Source organism: Dorea chungnamensis, assembly GCF_039832125.1.
In the GTDB taxonomy this organism is placed as follows: domain Bacteria; phylum Bacillota; class Clostridia; order Lachnospirales; family Lachnospiraceae; genus JAFBIX01.
The window spans coordinates 1-15,194 of the sequence record NZ_JBDOHT010000009.1; the positions used below are offsets into that span (position 1 = coordinate 1).

18 protein-coding genes are annotated in these 15,194 nt (G+C 40.2%); 7 read left to right on the forward strand and 11 right to left on the reverse strand.

From position 1 onward, the window contains the following. Positions 1-163 precede the first annotated feature (163 nt). Both metF and ABE613_RS09150 read right to left on the reverse strand, forming a co-directional pair. A complete protein-coding gene (gene metF, locus ABE613_RS09145; protein ID WP_235233831.1) occupies positions 164-1,024 on the reverse strand; it encodes a methylenetetrahydrofolate reductase [NAD(P)H] in 861 nt (286 codons plus the stop codon). After that, entirely contained in the window at positions 1,021-1,233 is a 213-nt protein-coding gene (locus ABE613_RS09150; RefSeq protein WP_235233829.1) for a hypothetical protein, read from the reverse strand. The genes metF and ABE613_RS09150 overlap by 4 nt, the downstream gene beginning before the upstream one ends. Before the next feature lie 264 nt (positions 1,234-1,497). Between ABE613_RS09150 and ABE613_RS09155 the strand changes: the two genes are divergently transcribed. From ABE613_RS09155 to ABE613_RS09165, 3 genes are all read left to right on the forward strand, one after another. Beyond that, positions 1,498-3,339: an ABC transporter ATP-binding protein gene (locus ABE613_RS09155; RefSeq protein ID WP_347376207.1), complete on the forward strand. Its 1,842-nt coding sequence runs from the start codon at positions 1,498-1,500 to the stop codon at positions 3,337-3,339. Between the two features lie 48 nt (positions 3,340-3,387). Beyond that, positions 3,388-3,888, forward strand: a complete 501-nt coding sequence (locus tag ABE613_RS09160; protein ID WP_347376208.1) for a methylated-DNA--[protein]-cysteine S-methyltransferase — start codon at positions 3,388-3,390, stop codon at positions 3,886-3,888. 66 nt (positions 3,889-3,954) lie between these two features. Next, on the forward strand, positions 3,955-5,403 hold the full coding sequence (locus ABE613_RS09165; protein ID WP_235233826.1) for an aminoacyl-histidine dipeptidase: 1,449 nt from the start codon (positions 3,955-3,957) through the stop codon (positions 5,401-5,403). Between the two features lie 81 nt (positions 5,404-5,484). Here ABE613_RS09165 and rlmD read toward each other — a convergent pair whose 3' ends face one another. The 5 genes from rlmD to ABE613_RS09190 form a co-directional block, all read right to left on the reverse strand. After that, positions 5,485-6,861 carry a 23S rRNA (uracil(1939)-C(5))-methyltransferase RlmD gene (gene rlmD, locus ABE613_RS09170; protein WP_347376209.1) on the reverse strand — a complete coding sequence of 459 codons (1,377 nt, stop codon included), beginning with the start codon at positions 6,859-6,861 and terminating at the stop codon, positions 5,485-5,487. A gap of 21 nt (positions 6,862-6,882) precedes the next feature. Next, complete coding sequence (locus ABE613_RS09175; protein ID WP_235233821.1) at positions 6,883-7,815, reverse strand: NYN domain-containing protein; 933 nt, start codon at positions 7,813-7,815, stop codon at positions 6,883-6,885. A 133-nt stretch (positions 7,816-7,948) separates the two neighbouring features. After that, on the reverse strand, positions 7,949-8,191 hold the full coding sequence (locus tag ABE613_RS09180) for a DUF4366 domain-containing protein (RefSeq protein WP_235233820.1): 243 nt from the start codon (positions 8,189-8,191) through the stop codon (positions 7,949-7,951). 107 nt (positions 8,192-8,298) lie between these two features. Next, entirely contained in the window at positions 8,299-10,530 is a 2,232-nt protein-coding gene (gene pcrA, locus ABE613_RS09185) for a DNA helicase PcrA (RefSeq protein ID WP_347376210.1), read from the reverse strand. A 5-nt stretch (positions 10,531-10,535) separates the two neighbouring features. Then, positions 10,536-10,928 carry a DUF3783 domain-containing protein gene (locus tag ABE613_RS09190; RefSeq protein WP_235233816.1) on the reverse strand — a complete coding sequence of 131 codons (393 nt, stop codon included), beginning with the start codon at positions 10,926-10,928 and terminating at the stop codon, positions 10,536-10,538. Positions 10,929-11,097: 169 nt separating this feature from the next. Between ABE613_RS09190 and ABE613_RS09195 the strand changes: the two genes are divergently transcribed. Continuing rightward, positions 11,098-11,706 (forward strand): DUF1836 domain-containing protein, encoded by a 609-nt coding sequence (locus tag ABE613_RS09195; RefSeq protein WP_235233815.1) that lies wholly within the window; start codon positions 11,098-11,100, stop codon positions 11,704-11,706. A gap of 26 nt (positions 11,707-11,732) precedes the next feature. Here ABE613_RS09195 and ABE613_RS09200 read toward each other — a convergent pair whose 3' ends face one another. Both ABE613_RS09200 and ABE613_RS09205 read right to left on the reverse strand, forming a co-directional pair. Continuing rightward, positions 11,733-12,029, reverse strand: a complete 297-nt coding sequence (locus tag ABE613_RS09200; RefSeq protein ID WP_235233814.1) for a YerC/YecD family TrpR-related protein — start codon at positions 12,027-12,029, stop codon at positions 11,733-11,735. Between the two features lie 63 nt (positions 12,030-12,092). Further along, positions 12,093-12,818 carry a phosphatase gene (locus ABE613_RS09205; RefSeq protein WP_347376211.1) on the reverse strand — a complete coding sequence of 242 codons (726 nt, stop codon included), beginning with the start codon at positions 12,816-12,818 and terminating at the stop codon, positions 12,093-12,095. Positions 12,819-12,937: 119 nt separating this feature from the next. Between ABE613_RS09205 and ABE613_RS09210 the strand changes: the two genes are divergently transcribed. From ABE613_RS09210 to ABE613_RS09220, 3 genes are all read left to right on the forward strand, one after another. Continuing rightward, positions 12,938-13,135 carry a hypothetical protein gene (locus ABE613_RS09210; protein WP_235233810.1) on the forward strand — a complete coding sequence of 66 codons (198 nt, stop codon included), beginning with the start codon at positions 12,938-12,940 and terminating at the stop codon, positions 13,133-13,135. A gap of 35 nt (positions 13,136-13,170) precedes the next feature. Next, a complete protein-coding gene (locus tag ABE613_RS09215; RefSeq protein WP_347376212.1) occupies positions 13,171-13,647 on the forward strand; it encodes a hypothetical protein in 477 nt (158 codons plus the stop codon). A gap of 172 nt (positions 13,648-13,819) precedes the next feature. Continuing rightward, on the forward strand, positions 13,820-14,803 hold the full coding sequence (locus tag ABE613_RS09220; protein ID WP_347376213.1) for an asparaginase: 984 nt from the start codon (positions 13,820-13,822) through the stop codon (positions 14,801-14,803). Between the two features lie 58 nt (positions 14,804-14,861). Here the strand turns inward: ABE613_RS09220 and ABE613_RS09225 are convergent, their stop codons facing one another. Both ABE613_RS09225 and ABE613_RS09230 read right to left on the reverse strand, forming a co-directional pair. Further along, positions 14,862-15,008 carry a hypothetical protein gene (locus ABE613_RS09225; RefSeq protein WP_347376214.1) on the reverse strand — a complete coding sequence of 49 codons (147 nt, stop codon included), beginning with the start codon at positions 15,006-15,008 and terminating at the stop codon, positions 14,862-14,864. Then, positions 15,001-15,177: a hypothetical protein gene (locus tag ABE613_RS09230; RefSeq protein WP_235233805.1), complete on the reverse strand. Its 177-nt coding sequence runs from the start codon at positions 15,175-15,177 to the stop codon at positions 15,001-15,003. Before ABE613_RS09230 ends, ABE613_RS09225 begins: the two co-directional genes overlap by 8 nt. Positions 15,178-15,194 lie beyond the last annotated feature (17 nt).

Sequence of the window (15,194 nt, forward strand, 5' to 3'; positions counted from 1 at the left end):
CAAGGCATAGTATCCTCTATGTCCAATGTTTATGTCCATTTCTCGCAAATTTCTTTTCCTGCACGATATTCAGTTGTCAATTTTCGCTTGGAATCTCATTCATTGAGATTCCGAGAAGTTATCTTTTTCTTTTGTACAAATTATTATATTCTGGCTTTTCATTCTATATAATATGCCGGATTCCTTCGCAGATCTTTCCTGCAACCACCGGATTATTCATAGTATACAGATGAATTCCATCAATATCACTGGTCAGAAGATCAATAATCTGGCTCAATGCATAAGACATTCCTGCATCAAATAATGCTTCTTTATTATCTGCATATTTATCAATAATCTTCTGGAAACGTTCCGGGAAAGACGCTCCGCACATTGTCACCATTCTCTGAATCTGTGCCGCATTGATCACCGGCATGATTCCCGGAATCACAGGCACATCTATTCCGGCTATCCTACAGTCCTCTTCGAATCGAAAGAAACGGTCATTATCAAAAAACAACTGAGATAAAAGCACTTCTGCTCCGGCATCTACCTTTTTCTTTAGATTGCGCATCTCAATGACCCTGTTTTCTGATTCCGGATGACACTCTGGATAACATGCCCCTGCAATGCAGAAATCGCCTTTTTCCTTCAGATAAGCAATCAGATCAGACGCATGCTTGAATTCATCTTTTTCAGGGACATTCGGATTCCGATCTCCCCGAAGTGCAAGAATATTCTGCATTCCTTCCTGCATCAATACTCTCGAAAATTCATCAATCTCTGCCTTATCATAGCAAAGACAAGTCAGATGGACCACCGGCTCCACATGATACTCATATTTGATTTTCTTCGCTAATTCAATGGTCCGATTACAGTTAGAACTGCCGCCCGCACCAAATGTCACACTGATAAAATCTGGTTTTAATTCGCACAAGATGGACAGGGTCTCATCAATATTTTTTAGTTCTGCATCTTTTTTCGGCGGAAATATCTCAAAAGATAAGCTTCTCTTTTTATTTTTATATATATCTGAAATCATCATATTCCCACTCCCCTTTCTGACTTTATAATCTCAATCCCTTCCACTTCAAAGCAGGTAAGCCACGGATATTCCATACGTTTTACTACTATTTTATCTGATACAATAATTCCTTCCTCTGGATAGAACACATTGCCCAGTTCGCTTTGTTCACACACATAGCCCTCTTCCTGCATCTCTTCCTTCGCCTTATCAGTAACTCCTACTGACATCTCCTTGCGCGGAGGAGCGCATCAACTGGTAATCTCTTCTATATCCAGCGTCAGGTTTTTCCATCCGAACCGCAGCATATACTGTTTCATTTCTTCATTTAATTCCACCATCACATTTCCTCCTGACATTAATTGAACTCTTTTTTTTATGTTCTGTCAAGAGATACTACAATAACGCTGCTGAATCTCTGAAAAGAAATGATCCCGATTTATTGACACTTTCTGTCAATTATGTTAATAATGAAATTGTTTTTGGATTGGAATATGCAGGAAACACTGCAAACTATTATATATGAACGATTGAATCAGGAAGAAGGAATATATATGGATGCCTCTATAGGTAAAGAAAATAATACAAAAAAGGAACCGATCAATTACAATGGATCGAAGCTTGCTGTCTTCACATCCTATATCCGCCCCCACAAAAAAGGATTTGCCATTGATATGATCCTGTCGGTCATTATCGCATTGATCGATCTGATTTTCCCATATGTCTCAAGATGGTCTATGAACACCTTACTGCCTCAAAATGTTTTTCATACATTTTTTATCGTAATGGCGATCATGTTTCTTGCATACATCTTGAAAGCTGTATTTAATTATCTGGTGACGATCATCGGCCATACCATGGGAACTCTCGTGGAAGCCGATATGCGGGAAGATGTATTCACACACATGCAGTCTCTGTCTTTCAGTTACTTTGATAAGAATCGTACCGGTGTGTTACTGGCAAGGGTTACCAATGACCTTTTTGAGATCGTCGAACTTGCGCACCACGGTCCGGAGATCATTTTAACCTGCACTCTGACGATTATCGGTGCGCTTGCTGTTCTTCTGACAATTAACATCCCATTAAGTCTCGTACTGCTTCTGTTGATTCCAGCTTGTCTGGCATTTTCCATCCGCCAGCGCATGAAGATGCAGCAGGCCAATATCGAAGTCAAGAAAAAGACCGGCGAGATCAACGCTGCCATCGAAAGTGGAATCTCAGGAATCCGTACTGCAAAAGCATTTGCCAATGAGGACTCTGAAGAAACCAAATTCGCAATTGCCAACCAGCATTTTAAAGAAAGCAAAGTCGGCTATTACAAAGCCATGGGACTGTTTAACGGAGGCGTTGAAGCAACCGTAGGAATCATGCAGGTCGCTGTCATCGCAATCGGCGGACTTCTGATCATGAACCAGAAGATGGATTACGTAGATCTTATTACATTTACCCTATATGTCTCAACCTTTACTGCTCCGGTCCGCAAGCTTGCACAATTTATGGAGATCTACACACAAGGCTCTGCCGGTTTCGAACGTTTTCTGGAAATCATGCGTACTCAGCCACAGATCAATAATAAAGAAGATGCGATTGAACTAAAGGACATAGAAGGCCATATCCACTATGATAATGTATGCTTCTCTTATGATGACGGCACAGAGGTTCTGGAACATGTCAATCTTGATATTGCCCCCGGCGAAAGATTCGCACTTGTCGGCTCCTCTGGAAGTGGAAAGACGACATTATGCCATCTGCTTCCGAGATTCTACGATGTCGATTCCGGATCCATCACGATTGACGGTATCGATATCCGGAATATTACGCAGGAAAGTCTGCGAAAACACATCGGAATCATCCAGCAGGATGTCTTCATGTTTGCCGGCACGATTATGGACAATATACGCTATGGACGTCCGGATGCCTCGGATGCAGAAGTCATGAGAGCCGCCCATCTGGCAGAGATTCATGATGAGATCATGCAGATGCCGGACGAATACAATACTTATATCGGAGAAAGAGGTGTTGTACTCTCCGGAGGACAAAAGCAGCGAATCTCTATCGCACGAGTCTTCCTAAAAAACCCTCCAATCCTGATCTTAGATGAGGCTACTTCCGCACTGGACAGTGTCACAGAACAGAAGATCCAGCAAAGTCTCGACCGTCTCAGTGAAGATAAGACTTGTATCGTGATTGCACACAGACTTTCTACGATCCGCAACGCAGACCGAATCGCTGTTGTAGAAGGAAAAGGCATCCTGGAACAAGGTTCACGGGAAGAACTTCTTGCAAAAAACGGAGCCTATGCCGAATTAGAGCATGCCCAGGGAATCATCTCCTAGACATGCGTCACTCTAAAGGCACATCCTACTTTCATGGAGGTCTATATTATGCAATATCAGTACAAATACCACTCCCCATTGGGAGATATTACTATGGCAAGTAATGGCGAGGCCATAACCGGATTATGGTTTGACGGGCAGAAATACTTCGGATCCAATCTGTCTGATGACTCTGTTTGTCAAAAGCTTCCCATCTTTTTGGAAACTTGCCACTGGCTTGACATCTATTTTCAGGGTCAGAAACCAGACTTTACTCCTGCGTTATCCCTTTCCGGCACGGATTTCCGTATAAATGTGTGGAATCAATTAAAAAAGATACCTTATGGAGAGACAACGACTTATAAACAGATTGCCCAGGCCATTGCCAGACAACAGAACCTTCCCCATATGTCAGCACAGGCAGTCGGCGGTGCCGTCGGACATAATCCCATCTCCATCATCATTCCCTGTCACCGGGTTCTTGGAAGTGACAAAAGCCTGACCGGATATGCCGGTGGAATCGATAAGAAAAGAGCGCTTCTAACATTAGAAGGGACTTTTTCTGATTGATTGTCTTCAAAAGTCCTTTTTTATGCTATACTATAATTACATTTATTATAAACGGAGGAAATAAAAATGGGAGCTTTATCTAACATTGAACCAAAAGAAGTATTCCACTACTTTGAAGAGCTTAGTAAAGTGCCAAGGGGAACATTTTACACGAAAAAAGCAAGTGATTTCTGCGTAGAATTCGCAAAAGCTCACAATCTGGAATACATACAGGACGAAGTGAACAACGTCATTATCAAGAAGCCGGGAACACCGGGTTATGAAGACAGTGAACCAGTTATTTTACAGGGTCATCTGGATATGGTAACCGAGAAGACACCAGACAGCGATCACGATTTTAAGAATGATCCGCTTGACCTCTTTGTGGAAGATGGTTTTATCGGAGCAAAGAACACCTCTCTTGGAGGAGATGACGGAATCGCAATTGCTTATGCAATGGCAGTTCTTGCAAGTACCGATATTCCTCATCCACCGATTGAAGCAATCTTCACAGTCGATGAAGAAATTGGCATGGGCGGTGCAAAAGCGGTTGATCTGTCTCAGTTAAAGGGAAGGAAATGCCTGAACCTGGATTCAGAGATAGAGGGTGTACTGACAGTCGGATGTGCCGGTGGATTTATTTATGACACCTTTATTCCAATCGAATGGAGTGAAGAAAAAGGAACGAAAATCAAGATCTCAGTTACAGGTCTTCAGGGAGGACACTCCGGTGCTGAGATTCAGAAGCAACGTGGTAACGCCCACAAGATCATGGGACGTGTATTATATACACTTGCAAAAGATTATGACTTTAATCTGATGGATATGCAGGGTGGTACTGCTGCCAATGTCATTGCCATGTTTAATCATGCAGTCATCGTTGCAGATACCGTACAGACGGATGCAATCATAAAAGATACCGCCGAATTAGCGAACAAGATCTCTGCTGAATTCCTTGGTTCCGAACCAGGCCTGACAATTACAGCTGAATCGGTGGAAGAAGGTATCTATCAGTCATTTGACGCTGACACAACTTCTCGTGTGATTCAATATCTGTATGGTATTCCAAACGGAGTACAGTGCTACGACCGTTCTTTCCCACAAGCAGTAGAGACTTCTTTGAACCCAGGAATTGTTGAAACCAAGGACGATGCAGTCAGAGTACGTTTCCAGGTAAGAAGTTCTATGAAGAGCAAACTGGAAGACATGAAGAATCAGCTGGCTATGTGGTGTGAATTAATCGGCGCTTCTTATGAAATCTCTGGTGAATATCCTGCATGGGAATTCGATGAGAATTCAACCCTCCGCCCAATGATGATCGAGCTCTATAAAGAAATGTACGGAACAGATCCACAGGTTGAGACAACCCACAGCGGACTGGAATGCGGCATTCTCTTTGACAAGAAACCAGATCTCGATATTGTATCTTTCGGACCAAACCTTCCAGATGTTCACTCAGTAAAAGAGAGGGTAGACATTGCGTCCACCGAACGTTCCTGGGAATATCTGAAAGCCATCTTAAAAGCATGTAAGTAGATCATATAAAACAAATAAGATGCAGGGATATCAGCAATAGACTGATGTCACCTGCATTTTATTTGTTTTACTATCATTTTTTTATTTCACCTTGGACATTAGACAGACCGTCTCTATATGGACTGTGCCCGGGAATAAATCAACACACCCAATCCGTTCCACACGATACCCTCTTCCCTGCAGCATCTCCAGATCTCTTGCCAAACTGGTCGGCTTACAGGCAATATAGACGACACGGTCCACGCCAAAATTCGTAATCTTCTCCAATGCCTTAGGATGCACTCCGTCTCTTGGCGGATCTAACATAATAAGATCCGGCACTTCGCCGAGTTCATCAATCACCTTCAGCACATCTCCCGCCCAGAAGGTACAGTTGTTAAGGCCGTTAAGTTCTGCGTTCTCTCTTGCAGCTTCCACAGCTTCTTCCACGATCTCTACTCCCACTACCTTCTTGGCAACCGGTGCCAGAATCTGCGCAATCGTTCCGGTTCCACTGTACAGATCAAAGATCACCTTATCTTTCGTCTCTCCGATATATTCCCTTGCCGTCTCATACAGTACCTCGGCTCCGAGGGAATTCGTCTGAAAGAAAGAAAATGGGGTAATCTTGAACTTCAATCCCAGGAGTTCTTCATAAAAGTAATCCTGACCATATAGAATCTCGGTTCCTTCATCTTTTACTACATCTGCCACACTGTCATTCTTGGTATGCAATATACCGACAATCGTTCCATTCAATTCCAGAGACAAAAGCTTCTTAACCCATCTCTGTCCATCAAATTCCTTTTCAAACTCAGACTCTGTTGTCGTGACCAGATCAATCAGAATCTCTCCTGTCTTTACCGCTTTTCGAACAAGCAAATGTCGGAAGAATCCGGTATGCCTCATCCGATGGTAGTACGGAAGTCCTGATTCTCTTGCATACTCTAAAGTGCAGGTAAGGATCTTTCGGTAATCCGCATCCACAATCTGACAATCGGACACATTTACAATATCATGAAAACTACCTCTTTTATGCATTCCAAGTGCCAATGGCCCATCTTTATATTCATCGCCAAAAGAGAACTCCATCTTATTCCGATATTCCTGTGTCACAGGACTTGGTTTCACACCTTCCCAGATGTAATCACCTTCCACCGCTTCATCCATCATAGCTTTTACCTGTGTTTCCTTCATCCTGATCTGCTCTTCATAAGGAAGATTCTGATAAGTACATCCGCCGCATTGTCCAAAATGTGGACATTTTGATTCTATTTCCATAGGAGAATGTTCTAAGACTTCCAAAAGTCGTCCCTCTGCCTTTCCTTTTCGTATTTTATTCACAGAGAAACTCACTTTCTGCCCTGGAACTCCATTTTTTACGATTACATATCTTTCTTCTTCAGGTAGGAATACTTTTCCCTTATTAGGAAATTCTACCGATTCAATCATTCCTTCGTATACCTGCCCTTTTTTCATGTTGTTAATTCCTTTCTTCTACTATTGTATCGTACATTTCGCTTTTAATATAGTTCCGTCCTGTTCTACTTTGATATGATCAATACTTTTCACATATTGATTAAACTGTGCATATCCATAATCACTAATCTTAAAGTCTTTATATTTTTCATATACTTTATTACCAAGAGCACTGAGTTCTATTCCATTTTTTCCTGCTTTCCTGGCAATCGAAAGTACATATTTATCAATATCTTCTTTCATCTCCCAGTCTTCTCTTAGTGCAACCGATACAATGTTTCCACTTTTGACTAATTGAATTCTTGAGAATTCTTCCAAGAACTTTGACAGCATATTATAACCATAACTTCGGACATCAAAATCTGGATACAGATTTACCAGACGACTTCCTATCTCTCCCAGTCCAGTTACTTTATTACTATTCTGATTCTCAATAACCATCTTGATAATAGCATCTTCAATCTTTTCTTTGCTTAATTTGTCATGTACATCTTCCGGTTTTGATCGTCCAAGTTCCTGCTCAATCAAAAGATTTTCCAAAATCGTAAACTTATCACATGCCTTTCGGAATGGTTCCGGTGTCTTATTCTCTCCCATTCCGATAACCATCTTTCCACTTTCCCTCAGTCGACTGACCAGCCGTGTAAAATCACTATCACTGGACACAATACAGAATCCATCCACATCATTGGTATACAAAATATCCATTGCATCAATGATCATTGCCGAATCTGTGGCATTCTTCCCCTGTGTATAACTGAACTGCTGAATGGGCGTAATGGAATTCTTCAGTAATTCATCTTTCCAGCTGGAATGCTGCGTGCTTGTCCAGTCTCCATAGATTCTTTTATATGTAATCACTCCGTATTTTGATAACTCTGTCAGTATCGGTTTGATATACTTGGCAGATATATTATCTGCATCGATCAAGAGTGCATAACACTTTTCATCCATCCACATACTCCTTCCACTGATATATTCTCTGTCTTCTTCCAAGACAAAAGCAGGTAAGATACCTTTTTCTACATTACATAGGCTTCTAACCTGCTTTCTCTATTGCACATTAAGTTGTGTGATCAGTATCTACTTATACCTGATCATCTTCGCTGAAGAAATCATCATCAAAATCATCGTCAAAATCTTCTTCAAAATCCTCCAGATAATCTGGTGTAAAGAAAGAATATACAGCGTAAGCGATTGCTGCAACGGCTGCTACAGCTCCGATGATAGCCAGAACCCACAGTACTGTCTTGCACTGCTTATCTTCTTCTTTCTTGCTAATTAGCTCACTTAACTTTGTTGCTGCAATAATATCTTCTACTTTATTCATGCTCCCACATCCTTTCTCTTGTTTTCGCAACAAGCATCAACTATTATTTTTATTATAGCACTTATTTTTTGAGATTACTACAAATTTATATGAAAATATCTGATTTCTTATACTTTTTGGAGTCGTGCAAAAGTTGCAAACATTTTTTTTGTTCCGGCATTGTCAAAATCTACTGTAACCTCATAATCCCTTCCACCTTCTATAATGGCAGTTACCGTTCCTTCTCCAAATTTCATATGGCGTACCCGGTCACCGACACCGTATCCTGGTCCTTTTCCACCACCATTTCCAAACTGCTTCACCGGCTTTTGCGTAGCAAATGCTTTCGTCTTGAATGCTTGTTTTGCCTGTTGATAAGCGCTTTGTCTTATCGGTTCTTCCTTCTCTTTTTCAAATACCATACCCGTAGATAATAGATTCATTGGAATCTCTTTCAAAAATCTAGACATCTTATTATACTGTGTCTCACCACGAATCATGCGACGTCTCGCACAAGTCAACGTCAAATCTTTCTCCGCTCTGGTAATTCCCACATAACAAAGACGCCTTTCTTCTTCTACTTCAGTTGGGTCATCGGCTGTAATCGTCATATAACTCGGGAAAATTCCATCTTCCATTCCAGCCAGATATACGTGTGGGAACTCCAGTCCCTTCGCACTGTGCAGTGTCATTAGCACCACATAGTCACTGCTTTCATCCAGACTGTCAATATCTGCCACCAACGCAACTTCTTCAAGAAAGCCGCTAAGAGTTGCAGGTTCATTCATATCTTCACAGGTTTCTTCATAAGCTGTGATCTTACTGATCAACTCATCTATATTCTCAATTCTTGCTTCTGCTTCTTCACTGTCCTCTTCTTTCAGACTTTCAACATATCCTGTCTCTTCAATAATCTCCTGCATAAGATCAGACAGACTCATCTCCAAAGCATCCGCTTTAAAATGTTCAATTAATGCAACAAAAGATTCCAGTTTCGATGCCCCACGTCCAATATTCGGAATCAGATCAACTGCACGAAGCGCATCATAGAATCCTATCTCATGCTGTGCAGCGTATTCTTGTACTCGGTTGATACTTGTCAGTCCAATTCCTCGCTTCGGCACATTCACAATTCGACGCACCGCCAGATCATCCCGTCCATTATCTACTGTTTTCAGATAGGACAATAAATCCTTAATTTCACGCCTCGCATAGAAATTAATGCCGCCAACAACTTTATAAGGAATATTGGCTGTCACAAACTTCTCTTCAAACATACGTGATTGTGCATTGGTACGGTAAAGAATCGCATTATCATTGTATGTACAAGCTCCCTGGTTCACATGCTCACGTATGTCACTTACAATATATTCTGCTTCATCATACGCAGAATCAAACTGACGAAACTCCAGTTTTTCACCTTCTCCATTGGCTGTCCAAAGTGTCTTATCCTTTCTTCCTACATTGTTGCGGATCACTGCATTTGCAGCATTCAGAATAGTACCAGTAGAACGATAATTCTGCTCTAGCTTTATCACCTTCGCATCTTCAAAGACCTGTTCAAAATTCAAGATATTCTTGATATTAGCACCACGGAATTTATAGATAGACTGATCATCATCTCCTACGACACATAGATTACGATACTTGGAAGATAATAATCGAATCAACTCAAATTGCACCGTGTTGGTGTCCTGATACTCATCTACCATAATATAACGGAACCGTTCCTGATAATAGTCCAGTACATCTGCCTGTGTCTGGAATAACTGAACTGTCTTCACCAACAGATCATCAAAATCCAGAGCATTATTTGCTTTCAGCTGCTTCTCATACTCTTCATAGACATCCGCGATTTTCCTTTTACTAAAGTCACCTTCTGCCTGAAGGCGAAACTCCTCTGGCGTCACCAGCTCATCTTTTGCATGCGAAATCGCGCTCATTAATGATCGCTCTTTAAAAATCTTCGTATCTATCTGTAATAATTTACATACATCTTTCATCAAGGTCTTCTGATCATCTGTATCATAAATTGTAAAATTCGTATCATATCCTAACAAATCAATATGTCTGCGCAAAATTCTCACACAAGTAGAATGAAAAGTGCTTACCCAGATACTTTCAGACCCAAAACCCACTAACTTGTCTACTCGTTCTCTCATCTCGCCTGCTGCTTTATTCGTAAATGTAATTGCCAGAATATTCCACGGATTTACACCCATCTCTTCAATCAGATAAGCAATACGATGAGTCAGGACTCTGGTCTTACCCGACCCAGCTCCCGCAAGTATAAGAAGCGGTCCTTCTGTATAAAGCACCGCTTCCTTCTGCTGTTCATTTAATGTATCATATATACTCAAATCTTCTATTTCCTTTCTATTCCATTCTGTTTGGTCATAAACTGATGTTCTTTTAAGATCTCGTCATGGAGCGCAATTGAAGTCCACTCCTGATTAGATGCAGTTACAACAGCCTTTAACGGCACCTGTAATTTTTCCTTTCTCATGAGGAACAGCGCTTTATCCAGCATATCTTCAGAAGCAGCCTGTATGACCAGCATCTCTTCTTCAAATCCCTCTCCATCATACACTTCGGTCTCTCTCTCCACTTTTTCCATTCCTGCCAATTTCCCTATCGGCCATAAATATTCTTCTTTTTCTACATGGCGAATCTTATATCCCAGAAAACCAAATATCATTGCAACTTGTCTGCCTTTTTTTGTTTCTTTTAGGTTATAGCACAACACAACCGATTTCATGACTTCTATTCCTCCCTCAAAATCTGTTTCTATTATACGGACTTTCCAAAAGAAGTGCAAGCATCAAGAAACTTTCCATTTTTTTACTCAGAATATTTTTCTTTATACCCGAAAAAAATCTTGTCATATAGTTTTAAAAACTATATAATACTTTTATTGAGGTGATAAAATGACAATTGATACAAAGGACATGCTAAACAGTATCTTATCTAGCATTTCACGGATCGACTATGTACGGCCCGGAGATATTCCGAACATTGATCTATATATGGATCAGGTGACAACCTTTATGGAAGAACAGCTTCATTCTACCAAGCGATATGAAAATGATAAAATCCTGACAAAAACTATGATCAACAATTACGCTAAAAATAATCTTCTTCCGCCTCCGGTCAAAAAGAAATATTCCAAAGAACATGTATTAGTCATGATCTTTATATATTATTTTAAAAACATACTGTCTATCAAAGATATTGAGACCATGTTAGCCCCTATCACAGAAAAGTATTTTAACAATGGACAAGACTTTAACATGACTTCTATCTATGAGGAGATATGTAAACTGGAAAAATCGAGAATTGACGCACTGCAAAAAGATGTTGCCAAATCTTACAATTCAGCAATCAATAGTTTCAGCGATGTTCCTGAAGATGAGAGGGATTATCTGCAATTCTTTTCTTTCATCTGCAGTCTCAGTTTTGATGTATATGTCAAAAAATTAATTATAGAAAAATTAATAGATGAACTTCCGGAACCGGATCACAAAAAAAAGAAATAAGGCAACCGGCCTTATTTCTTTTTCTATTAGTCTTTCTTCTGATTAATTCTCTCGAACACCATGTCATATCCGTCATTTCCATAATTTAATGAGCGATTCACACGACTGATAGTCGCGGTAGAAGCTCCTGTCTTCTCAGCAATTTCAAGATATGTCTTATGTTCTCTCAGCATCTTTGCTACTTCAAATCTCTGTGATAATGAAAGCAATTCATTGATTGTACAGATATCTTCGAAAAAAGTATAGCATTCTTCTTTATCTTTCAGGCTCAAGATCGCACTAAACAGATAGTCTACTGCTTCAGTCCTTATCTTTTTACTCATAACATAATCTCCTTCGTAACATTATCATTACTGTTACATTTTAACACACTAAATTTATAAAGTCTACACCTTTTTGTTGCGTTTTAAAGAGAGTTTTAACTTTTCTAATGTCACATTTGCAATCAATTCTTCCGGAAAATCAACTTCCCGTAATACTTCTATGGCATATCCGTATTCTGCAATATCAACATCTACATGTGAGTCCGTGCCAAGTACAATCATCGCCCTTTGCTTTTTACACTCCTGAAGAATATTCCTGCAATTTTCTTTTGTATTTAGACGGAATCCATCTGGACGGAGCGAAGAATTATTGACCTCAATCAAGGTCCCTGTTTTCTTTGCTTCTTTTACAAATTTGGCACAGTCAACTGGAAATCTTCCATCATCTGGATGCCCAATAATATCTACATACTCATTCTCCATTACACGAAGGTATGCCTTTGTAATATTTTCTACAGTTCGTTCACTCTGAAAACACGGTATATGCATACTTGCAATGGCTATGTCAAGCTGCTTCAGTACATCTTTGGAAAGATCAACCTCTCCTTGCTCATTCATAATATTCAATTCCGTTCCTAAGAACAGCTCGACACCATACATTTTCCGTGGAACAACTCTCAGATTCTGAAAATAATACGGATGGCATGTTCCCGGCATCTGTGGCGCATGCTCCGTAATCGCCAGCCCTTTCAGTCCTTTTTCTGCTGCCATGGATGCCATCTCTCGAATGGTATTATATGCATGCCCACTTGCCAACGTATGGGAATGGGTGTCAATTTCTATCTTCATGATAAATCCTTCTTTCACATTATTTATTTTTAATCCAGGAAATATTATACAGCATACATTTATCTTTTTCTACACATTCTAATTCTATACATTTGAATTTTACATTTGGAGGTATCACAATGAAAGATAAAAAAAACGAAAAAATTATTGACGAATATGACTATCTCTCTAATGCGGCTTCCACTCAGGACTGCACCGGATTGATTCCTTCCGAACCAGTTTCTGTTGAAGAAATCGAATCTTATGAAGAGCTGTATCACTTCCTTCCACCCAACGGAAGAGCTGCCAATATCAAGCCCGAGGAACAACGCAAATAATCTGGCATATATTAATCAAAAACGGGGTGTTATTCATGCCACCCATAAATTTAGTACCAGTAAATGGCACAATTCAGAATATTTCCGCATTTGGAAACAACTGCTGCCAACAGCAGGTTACTATCCGCAATTCTGATGGTATACAGAATTTCATTATTCATCCAGGCACATATGTCATTGAAGAAATACGGCTTCGTCCTGGTATGAATGTTACAGCATTCTACGACGCAAACCTCCCTATTCCCCTTATCTTTCCGCCACAGTACCAGACTGTATTCATCGGACGCCGGAATCCAGCTGAGACCATTTACGCCGGCAATTTCGATGAAAGCCTCCTATCCTTAGACGGAACACTACAACTAAATCTTGGTCGTTCAACCAGTATCGTCACCTCCAACGGGCAGCCATACAACTGCAGCCCCGGAGGACAATTACTGATTGTATATTATACAACAACCACAAGAAGTGTTCCGCCACAAACCACACCAAGAAAGGTAATCGTAATATGTTAGTTGGGGACGTAGACTTTTTTAAAAAGTCTACGTCCCCAACTTCATTTTGTGGTGTACCTTTTTGTAATTTGTGGTGTACCCAAATGAAAAACTTTCATTTTCTACTTGACATATTTTACTCTCAAATATACGCTAATGAAGGTATGATTCTTATATAACGTGAGGTAACTTTATGAAAAAGATACTAATGATAGCTACCGGAGGTACGATTGCCTCTAAAGAAGGAGATTCTGGTTTGGCTCCTGCAATAAGCGGAGAGGAATTAGCAGACAGTGTGCCTGGCATTCGTGATATATGCCAATTAACTGTTCTTCAGCTTATGAATATCGACAGTACGAATATGCGTCCGCGTCAATGGCTGCAGATTCGTGACGCAATCATGGAACAATATGATTCTTACGATGGTTTTGTAATTTTACACGGAACGGATACTATGGCATATACAGCTGCTGCTTTGTCTTATTTGATTCAAAACAGCTGCAAACCGATTGTATTAACGGGTTCCCAGAAGCCAATGGGTAACCCTTATACTGATGCAAAGATAAATATATATCAAAGTATTCTCTATGCAGTGGATGATGCTTCTTGCAATGTGAATATTGTATTTAATGGAAAAGCTGTTGCAGGAACCCGTGGCCGCAAACAGCGCACTCGAAGTTTTGACGCCTTTGAAAGTATGAATTTCCCAATGATGGCCGTACTTCATGATGACCGTATTATCCGTCACTATATGGAAATCCCGCCTGCTCCAGAGGATCTTAAGACTTATGACCAGCTTAATGATCGTGTATTTGTCTTGAAACTGACACCAGAAGCTAAATCTGACATTTTTGATCTATTAAAAGGACATTATGATGCTATTATTCTTGAAACATTCGGAATCGGAGGTATTCCTGATTCTTTTGAGAAGGCAATCTTCTCATGGGTGGATTCTGGAAAAACTTTGGCGGTAACGACTCAGGTACCAGAGGAAGGCTGTGACCTCGAAGTGTATAAAGTAGGAAAGAAATACAGCGAGCATCCCAGAATTCTTCAAGCCGGAGATATGACTACCGAATCTATCGTAGCAAAGCTTATGTGGGTTCTTGGACAGACAGACCAGTCAGAAAAGATAAAAGAATTATTTTACACAGTGATTAATCATGATCGAATATAATATCATGACTTAACAATGGCAGTATTGGAAGAGAACTTTCCATAATACTGCCATTGTTTTATATCTGCCTTATTTTTGCGTCTACTGCTTCTTTTCTTACATTATGATGCTGATTTTGATTTTCAAGCTCTGTTTTTTGGGTAATGCTATTAAATTTATCATTACTTTTTTTCTGATTCTGCTGTTCTCGTTTTTTCTCATTCATACCTATTTTCCCTGCTCATTCCATCATTATATTCCTTCTTGCCAGGCTTTTTCTCTGATGGAATCGGAGAATCCTGATAGATGGAAGACTCCCTGTTTCCCTCATAAGCATCTTTGGTCTGTGTGTAATCAATTGGTTTTTCTGTTGTAAACGAAGACTTTTCTTTCATGCATATAATCCTCCTGT

What these genes read in the sequence shown, in the direction of transcription:
- ABE613_RS09215 (WP_347376212.1), top strand. Translation starts at nt 13,171, where the DNA reads ATGCCACCCATAAATTTAGTACCAGTAAATGGCACAATTCAGAATATT.
- ABE613_RS09160 (WP_347376208.1), top strand. Translation starts at nt 3,388, where the DNA reads ATGCAATATCAGTACAAATACCACTCCCCATTGGGAGATATTACTATG.
- ABE613_RS09180 (WP_235233820.1), bottom strand. Translation starts at nt 8,191, where the DNA reads ATGAATAAAGTAGAAGATATTATTGCAGCAACAAAGTTAAGTGAGCTA.
- ABE613_RS09165 (WP_235233826.1), top strand. Translation starts at nt 3,955, where the DNA reads ATGGGAGCTTTATCTAACATTGAACCAAAAGAAGTATTCCACTACTTT.
- metF (WP_235233831.1), bottom strand. Translation starts at nt 1,024, where the DNA reads ATGATGATTTCAGATATATATAAAAATAAAAAGAGAAGCTTATCTTTT.
- ABE613_RS09210 (WP_235233810.1), top strand. Translation starts at nt 12,938, where the DNA reads ATGAAAGATAAAAAAAACGAAAAAATTATTGACGAATATGACTATCTC.
- ABE613_RS09220 (WP_347376213.1), top strand. Translation starts at nt 13,820, where the DNA reads ATGAAAAAGATACTAATGATAGCTACCGGAGGTACGATTGCCTCTAAA.
- ABE613_RS09205 (WP_347376211.1), bottom strand. Translation starts at nt 12,818, where the DNA reads ATGAAGATAGAAATTGACACCCATTCCCATACGTTGGCAAGTGGGCAT.
- ABE613_RS09150 (WP_235233829.1), bottom strand. Translation starts at nt 1,233, where the DNA reads ATGTCAGTAGGAGTTACTGATAAGGCGAAGGAAGAGATGCAGGAAGAG.
- ABE613_RS09190 (WP_235233816.1), bottom strand. Translation starts at nt 10,928, where the DNA reads ATGAAATCGGTTGTGTTGTGCTATAACCTAAAAGAAACAAAAAAAGGC.
- rlmD (WP_347376209.1), bottom strand. Translation starts at nt 6,861, where the DNA reads ATGAAAAAAGGGCAGGTATACGAAGGAATGATTGAATCGGTAGAATTT.
- ABE613_RS09225 (WP_347376214.1), bottom strand. Translation starts at nt 15,008, where the DNA reads ATGAATGAGAAAAAACGAGAACAGCAGAATCAGAAAAAAAGTAATGAT.
- ABE613_RS09200 (WP_235233814.1), bottom strand. Translation starts at nt 12,029, where the DNA reads ATGAGTAAAAAGATAAGGACTGAAGCAGTAGACTATCTGTTTAGTGCG.
- ABE613_RS09195 (WP_235233815.1), top strand. Translation starts at nt 11,098, where the DNA reads ATGACAATTGATACAAAGGACATGCTAAACAGTATCTTATCTAGCATT.
- ABE613_RS09155 (WP_347376207.1), top strand. Translation starts at nt 1,498, where the DNA reads ATGCAGGAAACACTGCAAACTATTATATATGAACGATTGAATCAGGAA.
- ABE613_RS09175 (WP_235233821.1), bottom strand. Translation starts at nt 7,815, where the DNA reads ATGGATGAAAAGTGTTATGCACTCTTGATCGATGCAGATAATATATCT.
- ABE613_RS09230 (WP_235233805.1), bottom strand. Translation starts at nt 15,177, where the DNA reads ATGAAAGAAAAGTCTTCGTTTACAACAGAAAAACCAATTGATTACACA.